The following is a 23251-nucleotide window of genomic DNA, read 5'->3' as shown; positions in this document are numbered from 1 at the left end:
GCAATCAGGCGGCCGATGGTGCGGTGTCCGTCGTCACCGCAGGCGTGCCGCCGCTGGAGTTGTCGCCGCCCGAGGGAGGTGTACGGGGCGTCCAGTCCTTGGGAGGACGGGGCTCCTTGCCAGCCATGATGTCGTCCAACTGCTCGGTATCGATGGTTTCCCATTCGAGCAAGGCCTTGGCCATGGCGTGCATCTTGTCGCTGTTCTCTTCGATCAGGCGGCGGGCCAGGTTGTACTGCTCATCGATGATGCGGCGCACTTCCATGTCCACCTTTTCCATGGTCTGCTCGCTCATGGTCGTGGTCTTGGTCACCGAACGGCCCAGGAACACTTCGCCTTCGTTCTCGGCGTAGACCATGGGCCCCAGGGCATCGGTCATGCCGTAGCGGGTGACCATGTCACGGGCAATATGCGTGGCACGCTCGAAGTCATTGCTGGCCCCAGTGGTCATCTGATTCATGAACACTTCTTCAGCGATGCGGCCACCAAACAGCATGCTGATCTGGTTGAGCATGTATTCGCGATCGTAGCTGTAGCGGTCCTGGGCAGGCAGGCTCATCGTCACGCCCAGGGCACGGCCACGGGGAATGATGGTGACCTTGTGCACGGGGTCGCACTTGGGCAGCAGCTTGCCAATGAGGGCGTGGCCAGACTCGTGGTAGGCCGTGTTGCGACGCTCTTCCTCGGGCATGACCATGCTTTTGCGCTCGGGGCCCATGAGGATCTTGTCCTTGGCCTTCTCGAAGTCCTGCATCTCGACGGTACGGGCATTGCGGCGCGCAGCCATCAGGGCAGCTTCATTGCACAGGTTGGCCAGATCGGCACCGCTCATGCCAGGGGTGCCACGGGCAATGATGCCAGGGGCCACGTCCTGACCAATCGGGATCTTGCGCATGTGCACGTTCAGGATCTGCTCGCGGCCACGGATATCGGGCAGCGTCACATAGACCTGACGGTCGAAACGGCCAGGGCGCAGCAGGGCGGCGTCCAGGATGTCGGGGCGGTTGGTGGCAGCCACCACGATCACGCCCAGGTTGGTTTCGAAGCCGTCCATCTCAACCAGCATCTGGTTGAGGGTCTGTTCGCGCTCGTCGTTGCCACCGCCCAGGCCAGCACCACGCTGGCGGCCCACCGCGTCGATTTCATCGATGAAGATGATGCACGGAGCGTTCTTCTTGGCGTTGTCGAACATGTCGCGCACACGGGCCGCGCCCACGCCGACAAACATTTCCACAAAATCGGAGCCGGAGATGCTGAAGAACGGCACCTTGGCTTCGCCTGCGATGGACTTGGCAAGCAGGGTCTTGCCGGTGCCAGGGGGGCCCACCAGCAGCAGGCCGCGTGGGATGCGGCCACCCAGCTTTTGGAATTTCTGCGGATCTTTCAGGAAGTCCACGACTTCCTTGACTTCTTCCTTGGCCTCGTCGCAACCCGCCACGTCCGCGAATGTGACCTGGTTGTTGTTTTCGTCGAGCATGCGGGCCTTGCTCTTGCCGAAGCTGAAGGCACCGCCCTTGCCGCCGCCCTGCATCTGACGCATGAAGTACACCCACACGCCGATCAGCAGCAGCATGGGGCCCCAGCTGACCAGGAGGGTCATGAGCAGGGAGCCTTCTTCACGGGGCTTGACGTCGAACTTGACGTTGTTGTTGATGAGATCGCCCACAAGGCCACGGTCCAGATAGGTGGCGGTCGTGCGGATCTTGCGGTCGTCATTGGTGACGGCCACGATCTCGGTGCCGCCCTGGCCTTCCTGGATGGTCGCGCTCTTGATGCGGTTGCTGCGGACTTCCTCCAGGAACTCCGAGTAGCCGACGTGGCCTGCGCTGGCTCCGGCACGGGTGTCAAACTGTTTGAACACCGTGAACAGCACCATGGCAATAACCAGCCACACGGCAATTTTTGAAAACCACTGATTGTTCAAGCGGGGCTCCAGTTGCGGGAAACAGAAAACGGACACACTGCCGTCATGGCACGCATGTGCGGCCCATTTTAGGTGTTTCAAGCCACCCGGCCATCCCTATTCCCCCTAGCGGCCATGGAAACAGCACGGGCTTTAGGGTCGAAATTCACGGATTCTTGACCTGAGGCAAGCCCGTTCAGGCGGTCTTCTTGAGGCCCATGCCCACCAGAAAGGTCTCGGACGATTTGTCGCGGGAGGCCTTGGGCTTCAACGGCTTGACCACTTTGAAGGTCTGTTTGAACAGCGTGACCAGATCGCTGTAGCCGCTGCCATGGAACAGCTTGACTACCAGGGCCCCATCCGGTTTCAAATGGTTGAAAGCAAACTCCACAGCCAGTTCGACCAGATGGGCAATGCGCGCAGCGTCGGCCGATTCGATACCGGACAGATTGGGAGCCATGTCCGAAACGACAACATCCACCACCCGACCATCCAGGGCCTGCTCCAGGCGCTCCAGCACCTCCGCCTCACGAAAATCACCGTTGATATAGGTAACGCCCTCGATGGGCTCCATGGGCAGAAGGTCTAGCGCAATGATGGTGCCGTTGAGTTGGCCCGCTGCAGCCCCCCCGGGCGACATGCGCCTGCGCAGGTACTGGCTCCAGGCGCCCGGCGTGGAACCCAGATCCACCACGGTGTAGCCGGGTTTGATGAGACCCAGCTGTTCGTCGATTTCCTTGAGCTTATAGGCGGCGCGTGCCCGGTATCCCTCTTTCTGGGCCAATTTGACATAGGTGTCGTTGACATGGTCGTTCAACCACGCCTTGTTGACCTTCTTGCTTTGGGTTTTGACTTTCATACCGCTCCATTGTCTCTCGACAATCAGCACCGCCGATAATACGGCCCATGCCCCAAATTCAACTGACTCCCGCCGAGCGCCGGGAACAACGCGCCAATGCCCACCACCTGGACCCCGTCGTCCTGGTCGGCGGCGATGGACTCACCCCTGCGGTCAAGAAGGAAATCGACGCCGCCCTGAACGCCCATGGCCTGATCAAGGTGCGCGTTTTCAACGATGACCGCGTGGCGCGCGAGCTGATGTACCAGGAGCTGACCGCCGAACTCAACGCAGCCCCCATCCAGCACATCGGCAAGCTGCTGGTACTGTGGCGCCCCCAACCCGTCAAGGAACGTACGGTCGATGAGGACCGCATGCCCGGCCCACGCGACGTCAAGGTGCTCAAATACAGCAAGCGCGGCGGCCAGCGCCCCGAGATCAAGCAACTGCGCGTGCTGGGCAACCAGCGCCTCACTTCGGGCGGCCAGATCAAGCGCGCCAAGCCCAAGCAAAAATCCATCAAGAAGCGCCAGGCAGACTGATGAGCCACGATGCAGGTTCGGCAGTACCTGCAAACTTTGCAGCACCTGCCGGCATGGCGCCCGTCCGCCACATCCTCTGCATGAAGTGGGGCACGAAATACGGCCCCGAATACGTCAACCGGCTGTATGCCATGGTGCGCAGGCACCTGAGCGGGGATTTTCGCTTTGTCTGCCTGACCGATGACAGCACGGGCATCCGCAGCGAAGTGCAGTGCCTGCCCATCCCCGCACTCGATCTGCCACCCGGCATCCCCGAGCGGGGCTGGACCAAGCTGGTCACTTTCAGCAAGGACCTGCACGGACTTCGAGGCACGGCCTTGTTCCTGGATGTGGACGTGGTCATCACCGGCAGCCTGGACGATTTTTTCACCCAGCCGGGTGAATTCCTGATCATCCACGACTACAAGCGCCCCTGGCGCATCACGGGCAACTCCTCGGTCTATCGCTTTGAGCTGGGAGCTCACCCCGACGTGCTGGAGCACTTTCGCGCGCATTTCTCAGAAATTCGTGAGCAGTTTCGCAACGAGCAGGCCTACTTGTCGGACTTCCTGCACCGGCAGGGCAAGTTGCAATACTGGCCTGCGGCGTGGTGCCCGAGTTTCAAATACCACGGGATACCGCCCTGGCCGACCAACTACTGGCGGCCGCCGTTTGTGCCAGCGGGCGCACGCATCGTGATCTTTCATGGGGAATGCAATCCCCCCGATGCTTTGGCCGGGCGGCGCAACCGGCGGTTTCGCTTCATTCGTCCGGCCACCTGGGTGGCGGAGCACTGGCGCGAATAGGCGGTTTGGAGGCAGCGCTGGTTGCGACCAGCGCTCGGTTCAGTCGTCTGCAGTGCCGTCAGGCCCGACCGGCAACAACGGCGGCTTCTGAACCTGGCGCAGTGTTTGCCACAACACGGCCAGTGCGCAGCACCACTGCAGCACATACATCACCGTCCCCACACTGTGCCACAGGCGCAAATCCTGCCGCGCCACGATACGCGGCGCCACGCCAAACTGCGTGAGCAGCGCCAGCAGCATGCCACCGAGTATAAAAACCATAGCAGCTTGCGCCCATGGATACTGCGCTATCGCCTGTTTTGGCCTTGAAATCAGCAGCAGAACCAGACAGCAGGCGACAGCCACCCAGGTCTGCGCCGCAAACAGCTTGGCCGCCATGTTGCCCGCCACCATGGGCGACGGAAGGTGGGCAAACAGCATGGGAACGACCAGAAACCCGATGGTAGTCAGGCTGCCCCACCAGAGCGCAGCGACCAGGGCAGGAAGGCGATGGAACATGCCGTTCCCGCTCACTGGTAGCTGACCGCCACCACTTCGTAGCGGCGAATCCCTCCGGGAGCCTGCACTTCGGCGGTATCGCCCTCTTCCTTGCCGATCAAGGCACGGGCGATAGGGCTCGATATATTGATGAGCCCTTGCTTCAGATCCGCCTCGTCCTCGCCCACGATCTGGTATTTCACAAGGTCGCCAGACTCTTCATCTTCAAGTTCGACCGTGGCGCCAAAGACGACCTTGCCGCCGCCATCCACGGCGCTGGGGTCGATCACCTGCGCCACCGACAGCTTCCCTTCGATCTCCTGGATGCGGCCTTCGATGAAGCCCTGGCGGTCCTTGGCGGCGTCATAGTCAGCGTTTTCGCTGAGGTCGCCCTGCGCGCGCGCTTCGGCAATTGCCGTGATCACAGCGGGGCGCTCTACGGTCTTGAGGCGGTGCAGTTCTTCCTTGAGCTTTTCAGCACCGCGCTTGGTAATCGGAATGGTGGCCATCGTGTTGCGTCTCCATAAATCAAAACGGTGAAAGCGCCAGAAGCACTTCCACCGGTCAATCGCCAGGCATGCCCGCGCTGCGCTGGGCGATGCGAATGGCAAGTCTACAAAAGGAAACCGCCGCACGTTGCCGCGCGGCGGTGTCTGTTCAGGCGGCAATTATGCCGCTTTTGCCGATGCTCAGGCAGCCAGTTGGGCGTGCAGCTCCTGCACCGAGTACACGTCGAGCTTGTCCAGGTACTTCATGCCCTCCACCGCCGCCTCGGCGCCAAAGATGGTCGTGAACGTGGTCACGCGGGCCAGCAGCGACGAGGTGCGGATCGCACGCGAATCGGCAATCGCATTGCGGCGCTCTTCCACGGTGTTGATGACCATGACGATCTCGTTGTTCTTGATCATGTCCACGATGTGCGGGCGGCCTTCGGTCACCTTGTTGACCACGCCCACAGGCACGCCAGCTTCGGCAATAGCAGCTGCAGTGCCCTTGGTCGCCACCAGCTCAAAGCCCAACGCCACCAGTTGGCGGGCGATGTCCACGGCACGCGGCTTGTCGGCATTCTTCACCGTGAGGAACACCTTGCCCGATGTGGGCAGCTTGGTGCCAGCACCCAGCTGGCTCTTCACAAAGGCTTCGCCAAAGGTTTTGCCCACGCCCATGACCTCGCCGGTGGACTTCATCTCTGGGCCGAGGATGGTGTCCACGCCAGGGAACTTCACGAACGGGAACACGGCCTCCTTCACGCTGAAGTACGGCGGTGTCACTTCCTTGGTGATGCCCTGCGAGGCCAGCGTTTGACCCGCCATGCAACGCGCCGCGACCTTGGCCAGCTGGATGCCCGTGGCCTTGGAAACAAACGGCACCGTGCGCGAGGCGCGGGGGTTCACTTCCAGCACGTAGATCACGTCCTTGCCGTCCATCTCCTGGATGGCAAACTGCACGTTCATCAGTCCCACCACGTTCAGGCCCTGGGCCATGGCGGCGGTCTGGCGCTTGATCTCGTCGATGGTGGACTGCGACAGGTAGTACGGGGGCAGTGAGCAGGCGGAGTCGCCGCTGTGCACGCCCGCCTGCTCGATGTGTTCCATGACCCCGCCGATGAAGGTGACGCCCGCCGAATCGCGCACGCAGTCCACGTCGCACTCGATGGCGTTGGAGAGGAAGCGGTCGAGCAGCACGGGCGAGTCGTTGCTTACCTTCACGGCCTCGCGCATGTAGCGCTCTAGGTCACGCTGCTCGTGCACGATTTCCATCGCGCGGCCACCCAGCACGTAGCTGGGGCGCACCACCAGGGGGTAGCCCAGGGCGGCGGCCTTTTCCAGGGCTTCGGGTTCGGTGCGTGCCGTGGCGTTGGGCGGCTGGCGCAGGCCCAGCTCACCCAGCAGCTTCTGGAAACGCTCACGGTCTTCAGCCGCGTCGATCATGTCGGGGCTGGTGCCGATGATCGGGACGCCAGCAGCTTCCAGACCCAGGGCAAGCTTCAGGGGCGTCTGGCCGCCGTACTGCACGATCACGCCGACCGGCTTTTCCTTGTCCACAATCTCCAGCACGTCTTCGAGCGTCACGGGCTCGAAGTACAGGCGGTCGGAGGTGTCATAGTCGGTGGAGACGGTTTCGGGGTTGCAGTTGACCATGATGGTCTCGTAGCCGTCCTCGCGCATGGCAAGGGCCGCATGCACGCAGCAGTAGTCGAACTCGATGCCCTGGCCGATGCGGTTGGGGCCACCGCCCAGCACCATGATCTTCTTGTTGTTCGTAGGCTCCGACTCGCATTCGGCGACACCACCGTGGGTGGCGACTTCGTAAGTGGAGTACAGGTACGCGGTGTTGGTAGCGAACTCGGCCGCACAGGTGTCCACACGCTTATACACGGGGCGCACTTTGAGCGCACGGCGTGCTTCGCGCACCGCCTTCTCGGTGGTCTTGAGCAGCTTGGCCAGCCGGCGGTCGGAGAAGCCTTTTTGCTTGAGCGTGAGCAGCGTGCCGGCATCCAGCGCCGCCAGGGCACCGTCACCCTTTTCGGCCACCAGCTTGTCGATGTCCAGCTCGATCTTCACGATTTGCTCAATCTGCACCAGGAACCATTTGTCGATCTTGGTCAGCTCAAACACTTCATCGACCGAAAGACCCATGGCGAAGGCGTCACCCACGTACCAGATGCGCTCAGGGCCGGGCTCGCCCAGTTCCTTTTCGAGCGTCTCGCGGTCCTGGGTTTTCTCGTTCATGCCGTCCACGCCAACTTCCAGGCCGCGCAGGGCTTTCTGGAAGGACTCCTGGAAGGTGCGGCCCATGGCCATGACCTCGCCCACCGACTTCATCTGCGTGGTCAGGCGGCTGTCGGCCGTGGGGAATTTTTCGAACGCAAAACGTGGGATCTTGGTGACCACGTAGTCGATCGAAGGCTCGAACGATGCAGGCGTCGCACCACCCGTGATTTCGTTCTTGAGCTCGTCCAGCGTGTAGCCCACGGCCAGCTTGGCGGCAACCTTGGCGATGGGGAAGCCCGTGGCTTTGGACGCCAACGCCGACGAACGCGACACGCGCGGGTTCATCTCGATGACAATCATGCGGCCGTCCTTCGGGTTGACCGAGAACTGCACATTGGAGCCACCCGTGTCCACACCAATTTCACGCAGCACTGCCAGCGAGGCGTTGCGCATGATCTGGTATTCCTTGTCGGTCAGCGTCTGCGCGGGGGCCACGGTGATCGAGTCGCCCGTGTGCACACCCATCGGGTCCAGGTTTTCGATGGAGCAGATGATGATGCAGTTGTCCGCCTTGTCGCGGACCACTTCCATCTCGTACTCCTTCCAGCCAAGCAGCGACTCTTCAATCAGCAGCTCGTTGGTGGGCGACGCTTCCAGGCCGCGCTTGCAGATGGTCTCGAACTCTTCAGGGTTGTAGGCAATGCCGCCACCGGTGCCGCCCAGCGTGAAGCTGGGGCGGATCACGGTGGGGAAACCCACGGTCTTTTGCACGGCCCAGGCTTCGTCCATGCTGTGGGCGATCCCGGAGCGCGCGGAGCCCAGACCGATCTTGGTCATGGCGTCCTTGAACTTCAAGCGGTCTTCGGCCTTGTCGATGGCTTCGGGTGTGGCGCCGATGAGCTCCACCTTGTACTTGTCGAGCACGCCGTTGTGCCACAGGTCCAGCGCGCAGTTGAGCGCTGTCTGGCCACCCATGGTGGGCAGGATGGCGTCGGGACGCTCCTTGGCGATGATCTTCTCGACCGTCTGCCAAGTGATGGGCTCGATGTAGGTGACGTCGGCCGTGGCCGGGTCGGTCATGATCGTCGCAGGGTTGCTGTTGATCAGGATGACCTTGTAGCCCTCTTCGCGCAGGGCCTTGCAGGCCTGTACGCCGGAGTAGTCGAACTCGCAGGCCTGGCCGATGATGATGGGGCCAGCGCCGATGATGAGGATGCTTTTGATGTCTGTGCGTTTTGGCATGGTGCGTCGATCAGTCGATCGTGGGTTCGGCTGCCTGGGGGCTGGGGGTTGGGGCAGAGGCTGCTGTTGCATCTGCGGGCAAACGCCGCTGGGTCAACTTGGCAAGCAGCGCCTCGGCGCGTGCGGGAGGAAGGTTCTTCTGCATCAGCTGCAGCAGGCCGTCGCCCTGGATCAGTGGGCGCAAGACTTCTTCTTCCGCGTCATAAAACGTCACTTCCCACTCCTGCAGCAGCTCTGCAAAGGCGGCATCGTCCAGCGTCTTGCCCTTGGCCACGAGCGTGACGAGCGGCATGGCCTTGTTCTCGACGAACGCTTTCTTGTAGGGCTTTTGCGCCCAACGTTCCGTGAACCACTCACGGTGGGGCGAAGGCAGGGTCAGGACACGCTTGTGGATCGCCTTTTCCAGCGATGCAAGGGGGAAGCTGAACAGTTTCATGGTGCTGTTTCCTTCCGCGCTTAACCGGCTTTTGCCGCGCGCATGGCGTCGGTGAAGCGGTCAAAGAGGTATGCGATATCGTGCGGACCTGGGGATGCCTCAGGATGCCCCTGGAAACAGAAAGCGGGCTTGTCCTTGTGGACCAGCCCTTGCAGCGTGCCGTCAAACAGGCTGACGTGCGTAGCGCGCAGATGGGCAGGAAGCGATTCCATGTCCACCGCAAAACCGTGGTTCTGGCTCGTGATGCTCACGCGGCCCGTGTCCAGGTCCTTCACCGGGTGGTTGGCACCATGGTGGCTGTGGGTCATCTTGAAGGTCTTGGCACCAGCAGCCAGGGCCATGATCTGGTGCCCCAGGCAGATGCCGAACGTGGGCATGCCACTGTCCACAATCGTGCGGGTCGCGGCGATGGCGTAGTCGCAAGGCTCGGGGTCGCCAGGGCCGTTGGACAGGAAAACACCATCGGGTTTGAGAGCCAGCACATCAGCGGCCGGCGTCTTTGCTGGCACCACGGTGACCTTGCAGCCACGTTCCGCCAGCATGCGCAGGATGTTCTTCTTGACGCCGAAGTCGTACGCCACTACGTGAAACTGTGGGGCCGACAGTTCGCCGTAGCCAGTACCCAGTTTCCACTCTGTCTGCGTCCACTCATAACGCGCTGCAGTGGTCACCACCTGGGCCAGGTCCAGCCCGGCCATGTTGGGGGCCGCCTTGGCCTTGGCGATGGCTTCGTCGATGAGCGCCTGCGTGACAGGCTGCCCTGCAGCAAGGCCGATGATGGTGCCGTTTTGCGCACCCTTGCTGCGCAGCAGGCGCGTGAGCTTTCGGGTGTCGATGTTGGCGATGGCAACGGTCTTCTCACGCACGAGGTATTGCGAGAGCGTTTCCGTGGAGCGGAAGTTGCTTGCCAGCAGCGGCAGGTCTTTGATGATCAGGCCTGCGGCGTGGACCTTGTCGGCTTCGATGTCCTCCACATTGACGCCGTAGTTGCCGATGTGCGGATACGTGAGGGTCACGATCTGCTGGCAGTAGCTCGGGTCGGTGAGGATTTCCTGGTAGCCGGTGATGGCGGTGTTGAACACCACTTCGCCGACGGTGGTGCCGGTGGCACCAATCGAATTGCCGATAAAGACCGTGCCGTCTGCGAGCGCCAGGATGGCGGGCGGGAAGTTTCCCTGTAGAGACAAAAGCACTGGGTTCTCCGGATGGTTACGGTCGCCCGGCGCCTGCAGTCCACTCGTGCACGCAAAGGTACGCAAGTGCTGGTGGCTGCTCTCAGATGGGTTGTTGCTTTGGGTGCGGTCGGGCGACGCTGTTGCGAGAAAAGCTCCCGATTATATCCTTCATGGCGCGCTCACCAACAAATGCGCGTCTTGCATAACCTTGTTACGTAAGCAAGTGTTCCAGACATTTCAGAGGACAACGGGCACCCTAGACTTCCCCCCGTTTCCCTACCGCCCCCACTCCAAAGGCTGATCCCGATGCGCATTTTTCTCCGACCCCTTGCCCTTTCCCTGGCGGGCCTGTGTGCCGCCATGGCCGCTCAGGCCCTGGAGCTGGCGAAATACCCCCAGGTGTTCGTGGCGCCCCAGGGCGTTGAAGTCGTGCTGGCTCCCACCGCAGACGGCAAGCAGGCCCTGGTGCGAGTGAGCGGCATCAACGACCCCATCGATCAGGTCGTCTTCCTGAGCCAGTTGGAGCAACGGGGCTCGGCGCGCGAGGTATACGCCACCACGCTCGATGGCCGCAGCTACGGTCTGCTGCAAAAGCAGAACCAGGCCTATCGCAATGGCGACCACTATGTGGTGTACCTGCCAGGCAAGCGCGATGGCGTGCCACTGGCCTTCAGCGAAGAAAAGAGCAAGGCCTTCAAGCTGGCGGACCTGCTGGCCAGCTACAAAGGCCAACAAAAGCAGGGCCTGCAGGACAAGCTGGCCCGCTTTGACCGCAACAAGCGCCTGGCCAGCGTGCAGGCCGAACTGGCCAAGGCCGATCAGGACGCCACCGCTGCATGCAGTACGCCAGTGAAGACCAACGTTGACTGGGCCACCATTGACGACGAAAAACTCCAGTCGCTGAGCATCGGCAGCTTCTGCGGCGTGGTGGCATCAGAGCTGGAAGCCATGTGCCGCAACACCCCCGCCTTCAAAAGCACGGCATCCGGCCTGGGCTTGGTGCAATGCAAGTTCGCGCCGCAGCTGAAAATCCGGGTGGAGAACCAGCAGGTGCTGTTCAGCACGGAGAAGGACGCCCCCAACCAGGAAGAATTCGTGCGCCAGTTCCTGCGCAATCTCTAAAAAAGAGTGAGGCGCTCCGCCCCCTGAGATCTGCTGGAAACGATCAAGAAGCGGTGGCTTCAGCGCCCGGCGCCGCTCGCATGCAGGCAGATCGCTGCAGCGGCCGCCACATTGAGCGACTCTTCGCCGCCCGGTTGTGCAATGCGGATGCGCAGAGCGGCACGCTCTTCCAGTGCAGGGGAAACGCCCTGCCCTTCGTGGCCCAACACCCATGCACACGGCCAGGGCAAGGCGGCACGGTGCAACCAGTCTCCGGCGTGCGAGCTGGTCACAAGCATGGGCACCTGCAGCGATTGAAGCTCGCCGTGCTCCACGCCCTCGATCAGGTCCAGCGCGAAATGCGCACCCATGCCCGCCCGCAGCACCTTGGGGGACCACAGCGCGGCGCTGCCCTTGATGGCAACCACCTGCCGGAACCCGAACGCGGACGCACTGCGCAGGATGGAGCCCACATTCCCAGCGTCCTGCACACGGTCCAGCACCACGGTCGCCGCACCCGGATGCACCGCAGCGGGCGCGGGCAAATCCATGATGAAACCCATCCGAGCGGGCGACTCCAGCCCACTGATGTCGTCAAACAGTGCGTCAGCAATTACTATGATTTTCATAGCTGCTTGCGCCCACTCCACATGCGCTATCCGCCAAAAAGACTCTGAAAATACCGCTATGGACGCGCGCTGGCCACGCTCCAGGGCCGCGCGGCAGAGGTGATCGCCCTCCAGCCAAACCCGGCCTTGCTTGCGGTAGGCCGTGGTGTCCTGCGCAAGACGGCGCAGGTCTTTCACGAACGTGTTGTCCCGCGAATGGATCGTGGTGATCGAGGAGGATGTCATGGTTGGGCAGGTTCAACCGCGCAGATTCTGCGCCACGGGCGCAAAGGAACGCCGGTGGTGGACGCACGCGCCGTGCTCGCGCAGGGCCGCCATGTGCACCGCCGTGCCATAGCCTTTGTGGCCCGCAAATCCGTACTGGGGAAATTCTTCATGCACCTGCACACACCAGCGGTCACGGTGCACCTTGGCCAGGATGGACGCGGCCGAGATGGCCGGCACCAGCGCATCACCCTTGACGATGGCCTCAGCCTGGATGTCGAGCGTGGGCAGCCGATTGCCATCGACGAGGACCATGACGGGCTTCAGGCGCAGCCCCATCACGGCCCGCCGCATGGCCAGCATCGTGGCCTGCAGGATGTTGAGCTGATCGATCTCTTCCACGCTGGCCTCGGCAATGCTGCAGCACAGCGCCTTGGCGCGGATTTCGTCGTAGAGCTTTTCGCGCCGGGCGGGCGTGAGCTTCTTGGAGTCAGCCAGGCCTGCGATGGGATGCAGATCGTCCAGGATGACTGCAGCAGCCACCACAGGCCCCGCCAGTGGGCCACGGCCCGCTTCATCCACGCCGGCCACAAGGCCTGGCGGGTGCCAGGGCAGGCAGGCCTGTTCAGGCAGCGGGACGGAGGATTTTCTGGATCGCATCGGCAGCCAGTTGGGGAGTGTTGCGGCGCAGGCTCTCGTGCAGCGCCGTAAAGCGCTGCTCCAGGGCCGTGATTTTTTCGGGATGGTGCTGGCGGGCATCCAGCCATTGGAGTGTTGCCGCACAAAGCGCCTGGGGTGTCGCGGCATCCTGGATCAGCTCGGGCACCACGAAGTCGCCACACAGGATGTTGGGCAAGCCCACCCAGGGCTGCAACTGCTTGCGGCGCATAAGCCACCAGCTCAATGGGTGCATGTGGTAGCCAATGACCATAGGGCGCTTGAACAGGGCCGCCTCCAGCGTGGCGGTGCCACTGGCGATCAGCGTGGTGTCGCAGGCGGCGAGCACGGCGTGGGATTGCCCGGAAACGATCTGCACCACACCGCCCAGCCCAGCGGCCTGGGCTGCCTGCACGATGCGTTCGCGCAGCGCTGGCACGGCAGGCACTATCAATTTAATAGCTGGTCGCGCTTTTCTGACAAGCGCTGCAGCCTCAAAGAAGGGTTGAGTGATGTAGGCGATCTCCGAAGAACGGCTGCCCGGCAGAATGGCCAGCACCTCGTCCGTATCCTGCAGCCCGAGCTGCGCACGGGCCGCAGCGCGGTCCGGCACCATGGGAATCACACCCGCCAGCGGGTGCCCCACATAGGTGGCGGCGATGCCATGCCGCGCGAGCAGTTCAGGCTCGAACGGAAAGATACACAACACATGATCAGCGCTGCGGCGAATCTTATCGACGCGTTCCGCGCGCCAGGCCCAGACGGAGGGGCACACGAAATGCACGGTCTTGATGCCCGCAGCGCGCAGGTCAGCTTCCAGCCCCAGGTTGAAATCAGGGGCATCCACACCGATGAAGACATCCGGGCTGTCCTTGAGCAACCGCTCACGCAGTTGCTTGCGAATGCCCAGCAACTCGCGCAGACGGCGCAGCACTTCCATGCTGTAGCCATGCACGGCCAACTTCTCGCTGGGCCACCAAGCATCAAAACCCCGGCGTTGCATTTGCGGGCCACCAATGCCGCAGGTCTGCAGGTCTGGCCAATGGGCCTGCATGCCGTCGATCAACAGACCGGCCAGCAGGTCGCCCGATGTCTCGCCCGCCACCATGGCGACGCGGGGGGAAGCAGCCATCACCCAGCCCTCAGCGCGCTATGCCGCGCGTGGCGTCGGCCAGGAACCGCTCCATCATCGCGGCATCCTCGCTGGCCTGCGGTGCGGACTGCACCAGCTCAGCAATGGCGGCACGTGCAGCCTCCAGCGTAAGGCCCTGACGGTAGATCAGCTTGTGCATCTGCTTGACAGCAGCAATGCGCTCAGGCGAGAAGCCGCGGCGGCGCAGCCCCACCACGTTATAGCCCCGCACGGCCAGCGGGTTGCCATCCACCAGCATGAAGGGAGGGACGTCCTGCGACACTGCGCTGGCAAAGCCCACCATGGCATGCGCCCCGACCTTGACGAACTGGTGGATGCCGGTAAGCCCGCCCACCGTCACCCAATCGCCCAGGTGGACATGGCCTGCCAGGGTGGTGTTGTTGGCCAGCGTGGTGTGGTTGCCCACATGGCAATCATGGGCGATGTGGGTGTACGCCATGATCCAGTTGTCGTCCCCCACCGTGGTGATGCCACCGGCCTGGGGCACACCGAGGTTCAGGGTGCAGAACTCGCGGATGGTGTTGCGGTCGCCGATGACCAGTTCGGTGGGTTCGCCCGCATATTTCTTGTCCTGCGGGATGGCGCCAATGGAGTTGAACTGAAAGATGCGGTTGTCGGCGCCAATCGTCGTGCGCCCGTCAATGACGCAATGTGCGCCGACCGTCGTGCCCGCACCGATCGACACATGCTCACCAATAACCGCATACGGTCCCACCGTGACCGAAGGGTCCAGGCGTGCGCCGTCCGCAACAATGGCAGTGGGATGAATATTGCTCACGATCCAACAGGCCCGGGTCGGTCAACCCACGCTGCGCATGGTGCACATGAGTTCGGCCTCGCAGGCCACCTCTTCGCCCACGCTGGCCACGCCCTTAAACTTCCAGATGCCGCCACGAACGCGATCGATGGTGATGCTCAGGATCAACTGGTCGCCGGGCTCCACCGGGCGCTTGAAACGCGCGCCATCAATGCCCACAAAGTAGTAGATATTGTTCTCATCGGGCACCTTGCCCATGGCATCAAACGCCAGCAAGCCCGCAGCCTGGGCCAGCGCTTCCAGGATCAACACACCCGGCATCACGGGACGTCCGGGGAAATGCCCCATGAAGTAGGGCTCATTGAACGTCACGTTCTTGATGGCCTTGATGCGGGTGTTGCTCTCAAGCTCGATCACTTTGTCCACCAGCAGGAACGGGTAGCGGTGGGGCAGTTGCTTGAGAATTGCGTGAATATCCATCATCGAGTTGTTCTTCCGTTCATGCTGCCTTGAGAGCCTGCTCAAGCGCCTTGATGCGCTCCCGCAAGCTGTGCAGTTGTTTGAGTGTTGCAGCGTTTTTTTCCCAGCGCGCATTGTCGTCGATGGGAAACATGCCCGTGTATTGCCCAGGCCGCGTGAGCGAGCGTGTGACCACCGTAGCTGCCGAGATATGCACGTTGTCGGCCAGCTCCAGATGGCCCAGCACAATCGCCCCGCCGCCCACAGTGCAGTGCGCGCCAATGGTCGCGCTGCCAGCCACCCCCACACACCCAGCCATGGCCGAGTGCTTGCCGATGCGCACGTTGTGGCCAATCTGGATCAGGTTGTCGAGCTTGACGCCATCTTCGATGACGGTGTCCTGAAGCGCGCCCCGGTCGATGCAGGTGTTGGCGCCGATCTCGACGTCGTCTCCGATGCGCACGGCACCGAGCTGTTCGATCTTGACCCACTGCCCTTGTTCGGGCGCAAAGCCAAAACCATCCGCGCCGATCACCACACCGGCGTGCACGATGCAACGCGCGCCGATGGTGCAGCCTTCGCCCACGGTTACACGCGACTTGAGGATGGTCCCCGCGCCCACCTGCGCTCCACGCTCCACCACACACAGCGGCCCAATGGTCGCAGTGGGGTGCACCAGTGCCGTGGGATCCACCACGGCACTGGCGTGTACCCCCGCGCGCTGCGCTGGCGCATTGCGTTGCCGCCACAACTGGGTGGCACGCGCGAAATACACGTAGGGGTTGTCCGCCACGATGCAGGCACCGCGCGCCAGAGCGACATCGCGCATGGCAGGCGCCACAATGACACAGGCCGCCCGGGAGGCGGCCAGTTGCTGTTGGTAGCGGGGGTTGCTCAGGAAACTGAGATCTCCCGGCCCGGCAACCTCCAGGGGCGCGATGCGGGAGATGACGACATCCCGTGTCGCACCTCCTTCCAGCGAGCCACCGAGCGCATCAACTATGTGCCCAAGAAGCAAGCTCACGCGCCACCTGTCCAGGGCTGCGGCTTACTTGCCAGCAGAGGCATTCAGCGCCTTGATCACCTTGTCGGTGATGTCATGCTTGGGGTTGATGTAGACGGCCTCCTGGAGGATCACGTCGTACTTCTCGGCTTCAGCCACCTGCTTGACGACCTTGTTCGCACGTTCGAGCACCTGGGACAGTTCCTCGTTCTTGCGGGCGCTCAGGTCTTCCTGAAACTCACGGCGCTTGCGCTGGAATTCACGGTCCTGGTCCACCAGCTGGCGCTGGCGGGTCGTGCGCTGGCTTTCAGCCATCGTGGGGGCTTCGCGTTCGAATTTCTCTGTGGCGGTCTTCAGGGTACTGCCCATGTCCACCAGTTCTTTCTCGCGACGGGAGAATTCCTGCTCCAGCTTGGCCTGTGCAGCCTTGGCAGTGCTGGCCTCACGGAAGATGCGGTCTGTATTGACAAAACCGGCTTTGAACGACTCTTGAGCTTGCGCAGGGGCTGCCACGGCCAGGGAGCCAAGCAGCAGAGCCAAAGAGATATGGCGAGAAATGGATTTCATTAGAAAGACGTTCCAATCTGGAATTGCAGTTTCTGGATTCTATCGCCGGCGAACTTGCGCACCGGTTGCGCAAAAGCCAGACGCAAAGGACCGAGCGGGGAAATCCAGCTCAAGCCCAGGCCCACGGAAGAACGCATGTCACTGAAGGTAACTTTTTCGTTTTCTCCGTACACATTACCCACGTCAAAGAAGGTGAATACACGCAGTGTCCGGTCGTTCCCTGCACCCGGGAACGGCGCGATCAGCTCCGCGTTCAGCGTCACCTTCTTTGGCCCCCCCAAAGAGGCCCCCGTCACGTCGCGCGGACCCAGGGTACCCTGGTCAAAGCCACGCACCGAGCCCAACCCGCCCGAATAGAAATTCTTGAACACCGGGAACGGCCGACCATTCATGCCCTTGCCGATACCCACCTCGCCATTGAAGGCGATGGTGAAACGTTTGTTCAGCGGTACGTACTGCTGGTACTGGTAGTTGGCCCGCACATAGCGAGCATCCCCAGCCACCGACCATTCTGAATTGAGGCGCTGATAGCGGCCGGAATTCGGTGCCAGAGCGCTGTCGCGGTCGTCCCGCGACCAACCGATCGTCAAAGGAATGGAGGTGCTACTGTAGCCAAACTGGTCGGCATAGGCCAAGTAGGTGGCGGGAATGTTCGTACCCGCCTTGATCTTGGTCTGCTCCAGCCCACCGCCAAAGAACACGGTATCGGTTTCACTGAACGGAACACCGAATCGCACCGACGTGCCGGTTGTCACCAACTCGTAGTTACCGCCCTGGTCTTCGTAAGGCTTGTCCGTGCGGTAGTACACGTCCAGCGTACGAGAAATGCCATCGGGCGTGAAGTACGGATTGGTGGTGCTGAACACGAGCGTGCGGCGGTACTTGCTGGTGTTGACATCAATGCCCAGGTAGTTGCCAGAGCCAAAAATGTTCTCTTGCTTGATACCAAACGACAGCGAGACCTTTTCGGCGCTGGAAAAACCCACCCCCATCTGCAGCGACCCGGTGGGTTTTTCTGCCACGTTGATCACCAGGTCCACCTGGTCTGGAGAGCCCGGGACCTCCTGGGTCTCCACATTGACCTCGGTGAAGAAGCCCAGGCGGTCCACGCGATCACGCGACAGGCGGATTTTTTCACCGTCGTACCAGGAGGCTTCGTACTGGCGGAACTCGCGGCGGATCACTTCGTCGCGTGTGCGGTTGTTGCCGCTCACATTGATGCGGCGCACATAGGCACGGCGCGAGGGCTCCGCCTGCAGAACAAAAGCAACGCGGTTGTTCTCGCGGTCAATCTCTGGCACGGCCTCTACCCGCGCGAACGCAAAGCCAAACCGGGAGAAATACTCGGAAAACGCCTTGGTCGTTTCAGTGACCTGGTCCGCGTTATAGGGTTCACCAGGGCGAATGGTGACCAGGGACTTGAACTCATCTTCACGGTCCAGGTAGTTGCCTTCCAGCTTCACGCCAGACACCACATAGCGCTCACCTTCGGTCACATTGACAGTGATGGAAATTTCCTGCTTGTCGGGCGAAATAGCGACCTGGGTGGAATCGACACGGAATTCCAGATAGCCGCGCTGCAGGTAGTAGGAGCGCAGGGTTTCCAGATCGGCGTTGAGCTTGGCACGTGAATAGCGGTCCGACTTGGTGTACCAGCTGAGCCAGCCACCGGTGTCCTGATCAAACAGGCCTTTGAGCGTGGATTCGCTGAAGGCCTTGTTGCCAACAATGCGTACTTCCTTGATGCGGGCGGGATCGCCTTCGATCACGGTGAAAGTCAGGTTGACACGATTGCGCTCGATCGGGGTCACGGTCGTGACGACCTCGGCGCCATAGAGGCTCTTGTTGATGTACTGGCGCTTGAGCTCCTGCTCGGCACGGTCGGTCAGCGCCTTGTCATAGGGACGACCTTCGGTCAGCCCGACATCGCGCATGGCCTTCTTCAGCGCGTCCTTGTCAAACTCGCGGGTACCGGCGAAATCCACGTCGGCCACAGTGGGGCGCTCCTCCACCACAACCACCAGCACATTGCCAGTCGCCTCCAGGCGCACGTCCTTGAACAGGCCCAGACCGAAAAGTGCGCGAATGGCAGCTGCGCCCTTCTCGTCGTTGTAGTCGTCACCAACCCGCAGTGGCATGGAGGCAAACACGGTGCCGGGCTCGACGCGCTGCAGCCCCTCGACGCGGATGTCCTGCACCTTGAAAGGCTCCAGAGCCCATGCCGCATTGGCGGCAAAAATCATGGCTGCAACGGCCGATGCGGTACGCACGCCCAGGCGATTGATGTGTTTTTTCATGAATGAAGCTGGCGCCGCAGTTGCAGGGCAAGCGCGGCAAAAGTGTTAGCCAAAGAGCCGAGTGATATCGTTGAACAGGGCAATGGACATCATGAGAAGCAAGACCGCAACGCCTCCACGCTGCAGGCGCTCCATCCACGCGTCTGACACCCCCCTGCCCGTGACACCCTCCCAAAGATAATACATCAGGTGCCCTCCGTCCAAGACGGGCAGCGGCAGGAGGTTGAGCACGCCCAGGCTCACGCTGATCAGGGCGAGGAAAACGAGGTACTGCGTCAGGCCCAGACTGGCAGAACGCCCGGCATAGTCGGCGATGGTCAAGGGCCCGCTGATGTTCTTGAGAGATGCCTCACCAATCACCATGCGGCCCATCATGCGCAGCGTCAATACCGACACATCCCAGGTCTTGACCACACCGGCCCAAGCGCCTTCCAACATGCCATATTCAACGGTCACGAAATCAGGCGGAGCGCCAACGTAGGCCCCAATGCGGCCTATGGTCGCGCCCAGTTCCGGCTTGGCCTCCGGCAAAACATCCAAGGTCAGCACCTGCCCCGCGCGATCCACGCGCCAAGGCTGGGCCAGTGGCTCGCTGCCACGCACGGACTGCCGGATCAACTCGCGCAGCTGCTGACCATCCACCACATCGATGGCGCCAATCTTGAGCACCACATCCCCTAGGCGCAATCCGGCGCGCGCAGCGGCTCCGTCAGGCATGACCTCGCCCAGCACCGGACGTGTCCATGGCCCCAGAATGCCTATTTTGCGAAACAGCTGGGCGTCTGCTTCGCGGCTGTCGATCTTCGACATGTCCAGCACAATTTCCCGGTGTGCAGCCCCCGACTGTGGCTGCACTTCCAGGCGCACGTTCACCCCCTCCAGGGCACCGCGAGTAAGCAGCCAGCGCAAATCTTCAAACGACCGCACGGGTTCCAGGTCGTCAGAACCCAATGCTGCCTGCGCGACCAGTTCACCGCCACGCAGGCCCGCGCTCTGCGCCACGGAACCAGCCACCGGGCTGGCCAGGACCGCCTTGGGCTCCTCCACCCCGTTCCAGTTGACGATGGAATACAGCAGCACGGCCAGCAGCAGATTCGCAACAGGGCCTGCGGCCACGATGGCAGCGCGAGACCGCAGAGGTTGGGTGTTGAAGGCCAGATGACGCTCTTCGGGGGGCACAGGCGCTTCCCGCTCGTCCAGCATGCGCACGTATCCACCCAGCGGAAACGCCCCCAGGACAAACTCCGTGGGCGAGCCCTTGGGTTGCCAGCGCAGCAGCGGGTTGCCAAAGCCCACCGAGAAGCGCAGCACCTTCACTCCGCACGCCACGGCCACCCGGTAGTGGCCGTATTCGTGTACGGCAATCAGAAGGCCGAGGGCCACGATGAAGGCAACGATGGTGAGGAGCATGTGCGGGTCCGTGTTGCGGTGGAGACTCAGGCAGCCAGGCGGTCTGCAGCTTGCTCAGCGGCATTGCGCGCTTGGCTGTCCAGGTCCAGCAACGCTTCGAGCGAATTGGGCTTGGAGGGGGAAACCGCCTCCAAAGTTGCAAGATTCACGGCATGAATATGGTCAAAACGAAGCCGTCCCGACAAGAATGCTCCCACAGCCACCTCATTGGCAGCATTCAATACGGCCGTCGTCCCTTCGGCCGCTTTCAGCGCTTGCCAGGACAGGTGCAAACCCGGGAAGCGGTGGGCGTCAGCATCTTCAAACGCCAGCGCGGACAGGGTCGAAAAGTCCAGTTTGCTCGCACCACTCGCAATGCGCTCCGGCCAGGCCAGGCCGCAGGCAATGGGCACGCGCATGTCGGGCGTTCCCAATTGAGCCAGGATCGATGCATCCTTGAACTGCACCATGGAATGGATGATCTGCTGCGGATGGATCACCACCTTGATCTGGTCCGGGTGCAGATCGAACAACCAGCGGGCCTCGATGACTTCGAGCGCCTTGTTCATCATCGTGGCCGAATCCACCGAAATCTTGCGCCCCATCGAGAAATTGGGGTGCGCGCAGGCCTGGGCAGGTGTGATCTCAGCCAGCGTGGACGGGTCTCGTTGCCGAAACGGCCCCCCAGAAGCCGTGAGCAAAATGCTGTCCACCCGTTGCGCCCAAGTGGCAGGGTCTTCGGGCAGGCATTGAAAGATGGCGGAGTGTTCGCTATCGATTGGCAACAGCGTCGCCCGCCCCTCGCGCACCGTCTGCATGAACAACCCACCACCAACCACCAGCGCTTCCTTGTTGGCCAGCAGCAACCTCTTGCCCGCGCGCGCAGCCGCCAGACACGGTGCGAGACCCGCAGCGCCCACAATGGCCGCCATCACCGCATCCACCTCTTCGTGTGACGCTATCAATTCAAGAGCATCTTGCGCTTGAAGGACCTGCGTTGGAAGGCTATTGGCCACTAATTTTTCAGCCAGAAGCGCCGCATGGGGCGCGCTCGCCATCACCGCGAAGCGAGGACGGAACTGTGCACACTGCGCCAGCATGAGATCCACCTGGGTGGCAGCACTGAGCGCAAACACCTCGAAGCGATCGGGATGGCGGGCCACCACATCCAGCGTGCTGGTGCCAATGGAGCCGGTGGAACCGAGGACGGTGATTTGTTGTTTCTTCATGGAGTCGTCAGGCTCGTGAGCATCATGGCCAGGGGGAGCGTGGGCAGCAGAGCATCCACGCGGTCGAGCACACCACCGTGTCCGGGCAACAGGCCGCTGCTGTCCTTGACACCGGCGCTGCGCTTGATGAGGGACTCCACGAGATCTCCCGACACACTCATGGCCACCATGAACAGCGCGGCAAGCACCAGCATCCACCAGCCTTGTAGCGCCATTCGGCTGTAAAAACTGGGCACAGCCGCCTGCCAGTGCGCATCGGCCACGACCCAGACGAAGGCCATGACCATCACGCCCGCCAAACCGCCCCACACGCCCTCCCAACTTTTGCCAGGACTGATCGAAGGGGCCAGCTTGCCTTTTGTGAAGCGCAGGCCAAAAGCACGGCCGGCGAAATAAGCAAAGATGTCTGCGACCCACACCAGGAGCAGCACCGACAACAGGAAATTGATACCCACATTGCGCGCCTGCACAACGGCGAGCCAAGCGAGCCACAGCGCCAATACCCCTGCCACCAGGCGCACTCCACCCGGAATGCGGGGCCAACCAGGCACCCCTGCCTTGAGCAGCCAGGCAGCCGCCAAGACCCACAGCCCCCCGCCCACCACCCACAGGGCGGTCAACGAACGATCGACCCAGCCCAGGGCCCACGAACCCGCACACAGTGCGACACATGCAGCGCCCACGGTCAGAGAGCCGGCCTGGCCAAAACCGCTCAGACGCCCCCACTCCCAAGCACCCGCAGCCATGAGCACCAATACGACCACGGTGAAGGGCACCGTAGATGGGTAAAAAAGCGCTGGCAGCAAAATGGCCAGCAGGACAAGGGCTGTGATAACGCGCTGCTTGAGCATGGGGCCTTTCAGAACCTGTTCAGGTTCTTAGCCCGGCATCGGCTGGGGATGCGCGGACAGGATTTGTTCGGAGGTTTTGCCAAAACGGCGCTCGCGGCCACCGAAGGCAGCAATCGCCTCGTCCAGCGCCGACTCATCGAAATCCGGCCACAACCGGTCGCTGAAGAAAAACTCGGAGTATGCGGCCTGCCACAGCAAAAAGTTGCTGATGCGCATTTCCCCGCCGGTGCGAATCACCAGGTCCGGATCGGGCACATGGGCCATGCCCATCGCACCCTGCAGGCTGGCCTCGGTGATAGGCTCACCGCGTGCCGCCAGCGACGCTGCGGCCTGGGCAATGTCCCAGCGGCCACCGTAGTTGAAACACACGTTGAGCACCAGGCGGGTGTTTTCAGCCGTAGCGGCTTCTGCCTGCGCCAGGCCATCGCGGACCTTCTGCGAAAGACCCGCACGCTCACCCACGAAATACAGGCGCACGCCATCCTTCTTGAGTTGCGGCACTTCGCGCGCCAGCGCCATCGCCAACAGTTCCATGAGGCCAGAGACCTCGTCGGCGGGGCGGTTCCAGTTTTCGGAGGAGAACGCAAACACCGTGAGTACAGCCACACCGCGCTGCACGCAGGCGCGTGCACAGCGGCGCAGTGAATCCACGCCTTGCTTGTGGCCCGCCAGGCGCGGCAAAAAACGGCGCGTGGCCCAGCGGCCGTTGCCATCCATGACGATGGCAATGTGGTGTGGCACCAACGAAGAGTCAGCCATGTGAATGTTCAAGCCCTGGGGCCTAGAGCGTGTGATGCACTTTTACGTGCCCGCGAAAGTCGGGGAAAGGCCCGGCAACTAGGC

The 23251-nt window shown here is 62.2% G+C and carries 22 protein-coding genes; 3 read left to right on the top strand and 19 right to left on the bottom strand.

Annotated elements, in window-relative coordinates; translation table 11 throughout:
• Positions 1-4 precede the first annotated feature (4 nt).
• Both ftsH and C8C93_RS03885 read right to left on the bottom strand, forming a co-directional pair.
• Complete coding sequence (ftsH, locus tag C8C93_RS03890) at positions 5-1924, bottom strand: ATP-dependent zinc metalloprotease FtsH (protein ID WP_055398225.1); 1920 nt, start codon at positions 1922-1924, stop codon at positions 5-7.
• A gap of 175 nt (positions 1925-2099) precedes the next feature.
• On the bottom strand, positions 2100-2762 hold the full coding sequence (locus tag C8C93_RS03885) for an RlmE family RNA methyltransferase (RefSeq protein WP_121505976.1): 663 nt from the start codon (positions 2760-2762) through the stop codon (positions 2100-2102).
• A 47-nt stretch (positions 2763-2809) separates the two neighbouring features.
• Between C8C93_RS03885 and C8C93_RS03880 the strand changes: the two genes are divergently transcribed.
• Complete coding sequence (locus tag C8C93_RS03880; protein ID WP_055398227.1) at positions 2810-3283, top strand: YhbY family RNA-binding protein; 474 nt, start codon at positions 2810-2812, stop codon at positions 3281-3283.
• A complete protein-coding gene (locus C8C93_RS03875; protein ID WP_055398228.1) occupies positions 3283-4068 on the top strand; it encodes a hypothetical protein in 786 nt (261 codons plus the stop codon). Before C8C93_RS03880 ends, C8C93_RS03875 begins: the two co-directional genes overlap by 1 nt.
• 39 nt (positions 4069-4107) lie before the next feature.
• Here the strand turns inward: C8C93_RS03875 and C8C93_RS03870 are convergent, their stop codons facing one another.
• The 5 genes from C8C93_RS03870 to carA all read right to left on the bottom strand — a co-directional run bounded on the left by C8C93_RS03870 (position 4108) and on the right by carA (position 10130).
• Complete coding sequence (locus tag C8C93_RS03870; RefSeq protein WP_055398229.1) at positions 4108-4566, bottom strand: DUF4149 domain-containing protein; 459 nt, start codon at positions 4564-4566, stop codon at positions 4108-4110.
• Positions 4567-4577: 11 nt separating this feature from the next.
• A complete protein-coding gene (greA, locus tag C8C93_RS03865; protein WP_055398230.1) occupies positions 4578-5054 on the bottom strand; it encodes a transcription elongation factor GreA in 477 nt (158 codons plus the stop codon).
• Between the two features lie 180 nt (positions 5055-5234).
• Positions 5235-8501, bottom strand: coding sequence for a carbamoyl-phosphate synthase large subunit (gene carB / locus C8C93_RS03860; protein ID WP_121505975.1), 3267 nt, complete (start codon positions 8499-8501; stop codon positions 5235-5237).
• A 10-nt stretch (positions 8502-8511) separates the two neighbouring features.
• A complete protein-coding gene (locus C8C93_RS03855; protein WP_055398232.1) occupies positions 8512-8937 on the bottom strand; it encodes a hypothetical protein in 426 nt (141 codons plus the stop codon).
• 20 nt (positions 8938-8957) lie between these two features.
• Positions 8958-10130, bottom strand: coding sequence for a glutamine-hydrolyzing carbamoyl-phosphate synthase small subunit (carA, locus tag C8C93_RS03850; RefSeq protein WP_199726979.1), 1173 nt, complete (start codon positions 10128-10130; stop codon positions 8958-8960).
• A 288-nt stretch (positions 10131-10418) separates the two neighbouring features.
• Between carA and C8C93_RS03845 the strand changes: the two genes are divergently transcribed.
• Positions 10419-11234 (top strand): hypothetical protein, encoded by an 816-nt coding sequence (locus C8C93_RS03845; protein WP_121505973.1) that lies wholly within the window; start codon positions 10419-10421, stop codon positions 11232-11234.
• 59 nt (positions 11235-11293) lie between these two features.
• Here C8C93_RS03845 and C8C93_RS03840 read toward each other — a convergent pair whose 3' ends face one another.
• From C8C93_RS03840 to uppS, 12 genes are read right to left on the bottom strand one after another with little or no spacing between them, the layout of a single operon-like run.
• Positions 11294-12067 carry an RNA methyltransferase gene (locus C8C93_RS03840; protein WP_121505972.1) on the bottom strand — a complete coding sequence of 258 codons (774 nt, stop codon included), beginning with the start codon at positions 12065-12067 and terminating at the stop codon, positions 11294-11296.
• Positions 12068-12079: 12 nt separating this feature from the next.
• Complete coding sequence (rnhB, locus tag C8C93_RS03835) at positions 12080-12706, bottom strand: ribonuclease HII (RefSeq protein ID WP_121505971.1); 627 nt, start codon at positions 12704-12706, stop codon at positions 12080-12082.
• On the bottom strand, positions 12672-13835 hold the full coding sequence (lpxB, locus tag C8C93_RS03830; RefSeq protein ID WP_121505970.1) for a lipid-A-disaccharide synthase: 1164 nt from the start codon (positions 13833-13835) through the stop codon (positions 12672-12674). Before lpxB ends, rnhB begins: the two co-directional genes overlap by 35 nt.
• A 10-nt stretch (positions 13836-13845) precedes the next feature.
• A complete protein-coding gene (gene lpxA / locus C8C93_RS03825; RefSeq protein WP_121505969.1) occupies positions 13846-14634 on the bottom strand; it encodes an acyl-ACP--UDP-N-acetylglucosamine O-acyltransferase in 789 nt (262 codons plus the stop codon).
• A gap of 21 nt (positions 14635-14655) precedes the next feature.
• Positions 14656-15096 carry a 3-hydroxyacyl-ACP dehydratase FabZ gene (gene fabZ, locus C8C93_RS03820; RefSeq protein ID WP_010457855.1) on the bottom strand — a complete coding sequence of 147 codons (441 nt, stop codon included), beginning with the start codon at positions 15094-15096 and terminating at the stop codon, positions 14656-14658.
• Positions 15097-15112: 16 nt separating this feature from the next.
• Positions 15113-16096, bottom strand: a complete 984-nt coding sequence (gene lpxD / locus C8C93_RS03815; RefSeq protein WP_121505968.1) for a UDP-3-O-(3-hydroxymyristoyl)glucosamine N-acyltransferase — start codon at positions 16094-16096, stop codon at positions 15113-15115.
• 24 nt (positions 16097-16120) lie between these two features.
• On the bottom strand, positions 16121-16642 hold the full coding sequence (locus C8C93_RS03810; protein ID WP_121505967.1) for an OmpH family outer membrane protein: 522 nt from the start codon (positions 16640-16642) through the stop codon (positions 16121-16123).
• A complete protein-coding gene (gene bamA, locus C8C93_RS03805; protein ID WP_121505966.1) occupies positions 16642-18939 on the bottom strand; it encodes an outer membrane protein assembly factor BamA in 2298 nt (765 codons plus the stop codon). The genes C8C93_RS03810 and bamA overlap by 1 nt, the downstream gene beginning before the upstream one ends.
• A 45-nt stretch (positions 18940-18984) precedes the next feature.
• The gene (gene rseP / locus C8C93_RS03800) at positions 18985-20349 is read right to left on the bottom strand and encodes an RIP metalloprotease RseP (RefSeq protein WP_121505965.1); all 1365 of its coding nucleotides are present in this window, start codon (positions 20347-20349) and stop codon (positions 18985-18987) included.
• Positions 20350-20375: 26 nt separating this feature from the next.
• On the bottom strand, positions 20376-21557 hold the full coding sequence (ispC, locus tag C8C93_RS03795) for a 1-deoxy-D-xylulose-5-phosphate reductoisomerase (RefSeq protein WP_121505964.1): 1182 nt from the start codon (positions 21555-21557) through the stop codon (positions 20376-20378).
• Positions 21554-22408 carry a phosphatidate cytidylyltransferase gene (locus C8C93_RS03790; protein WP_121505963.1) on the bottom strand — a complete coding sequence of 285 codons (855 nt, stop codon included), beginning with the start codon at positions 22406-22408 and terminating at the stop codon, positions 21554-21556. The genes ispC and C8C93_RS03790 overlap by 4 nt, the downstream gene beginning before the upstream one ends.
• Positions 22409-22435: 27 nt before the next feature.
• On the bottom strand, positions 22436-23167 hold the full coding sequence (uppS, locus tag C8C93_RS03785; RefSeq protein ID WP_121420552.1) for a polyprenyl diphosphate synthase: 732 nt from the start codon (positions 23165-23167) through the stop codon (positions 22436-22438).
• Positions 23168-23251: the final 84 nt, after the last annotated feature.

It is taken from the genome of Acidovorax sp. 93 (assembly GCF_003633835.1).
Lineage (GTDB): Bacteria > Pseudomonadota > Gammaproteobacteria > Burkholderiales > Burkholderiaceae_C > Acidovorax > Acidovorax facilis.
Note: the sequence above shows the minus strand (reverse complement) of the source record. Positions and strands in the feature narration are given on the sequence as shown.

What these genes read in the sequence shown, in the direction of transcription:
- C8C93_RS03885 (WP_121505976.1), bottom strand. Translation starts at nt 2,762, where the DNA reads ATGAAAGTCAAAACCCAAAGCAAGAAGGTCAACAAGGCGTGGTTGAAC.
- C8C93_RS03880 (WP_055398227.1), top strand. Translation starts at nt 2,810, where the DNA reads ATGCCCCAAATTCAACTGACTCCCGCCGAGCGCCGGGAACAACGCGCC.
- C8C93_RS03875 (WP_055398228.1), top strand. Translation starts at nt 3,283, where the DNA reads ATGAGCCACGATGCAGGTTCGGCAGTACCTGCAAACTTTGCAGCACCT.
- C8C93_RS03870 (WP_055398229.1), bottom strand. Translation starts at nt 4,566, where the DNA reads ATGTTCCATCGCCTTCCTGCCCTGGTCGCTGCGCTCTGGTGGGGCAGC.
- greA (WP_055398230.1), bottom strand. Translation starts at nt 5,054, where the DNA reads ATGGCCACCATTCCGATTACCAAGCGCGGTGCTGAAAAGCTCAAGGAA.
- carB (WP_121505975.1), bottom strand. Translation starts at nt 8,501, where the DNA reads ATGCCAAAACGCACAGACATCAAAAGCATCCTCATCATCGGCGCTGGC.
- C8C93_RS03855 (WP_055398232.1), bottom strand. Translation starts at nt 8,937, where the DNA reads ATGAAACTGTTCAGCTTCCCCCTTGCATCGCTGGAAAAGGCGATCCAC.
- C8C93_RS03845 (WP_121505973.1), top strand. Translation starts at nt 10,419, where the DNA reads ATGCGCATTTTTCTCCGACCCCTTGCCCTTTCCCTGGCGGGCCTGTGT.
- C8C93_RS03840 (WP_121505972.1), bottom strand. Translation starts at nt 12,067, where the DNA reads ATGACATCCTCCTCGATCACCACGATCCATTCGCGGGACAACACGTTC.
- rnhB (WP_121505971.1), bottom strand. Translation starts at nt 12,706, where the DNA reads ATGCGATCCAGAAAATCCTCCGTCCCGCTGCCTGAACAGGCCTGCCTG.
- lpxB (WP_121505970.1), bottom strand. Translation starts at nt 13,835, where the DNA reads ATGGCTGCTTCCCCCCGCGTCGCCATGGTGGCGGGCGAGACATCGGGC.
- fabZ (WP_010457855.1), bottom strand. Translation starts at nt 15,096, where the DNA reads ATGATGGATATTCACGCAATTCTCAAGCAACTGCCCCACCGCTACCCG.
- C8C93_RS03810 (WP_121505967.1), bottom strand. Translation starts at nt 16,642, where the DNA reads ATGAAATCCATTTCTCGCCATATCTCTTTGGCTCTGCTGCTTGGCTCC.
- bamA (WP_121505966.1), bottom strand. Translation starts at nt 18,939, where the DNA reads ATGAAAAAACACATCAATCGCCTGGGCGTGCGTACCGCATCGGCCGTT.
- rseP (WP_121505965.1), bottom strand. Translation starts at nt 20,349, where the DNA reads ATGCTCCTCACCATCGTTGCCTTCATCGTGGCCCTCGGCCTTCTGATT.
- ispC (WP_121505964.1), bottom strand. Translation starts at nt 21,557, where the DNA reads ATGAAGAAACAACAAATCACCGTCCTCGGTTCCACCGGCTCCATTGGC.
- C8C93_RS03790 (WP_121505963.1), bottom strand. Translation starts at nt 22,408, where the DNA reads ATGCTCAAGCAGCGCGTTATCACAGCCCTTGTCCTGCTGGCCATTTTG.
- uppS (WP_121420552.1), bottom strand. Translation starts at nt 23,167, where the DNA reads ATGGCTGACTCTTCGTTGGTGCCACACCACATTGCCATCGTCATGGAT.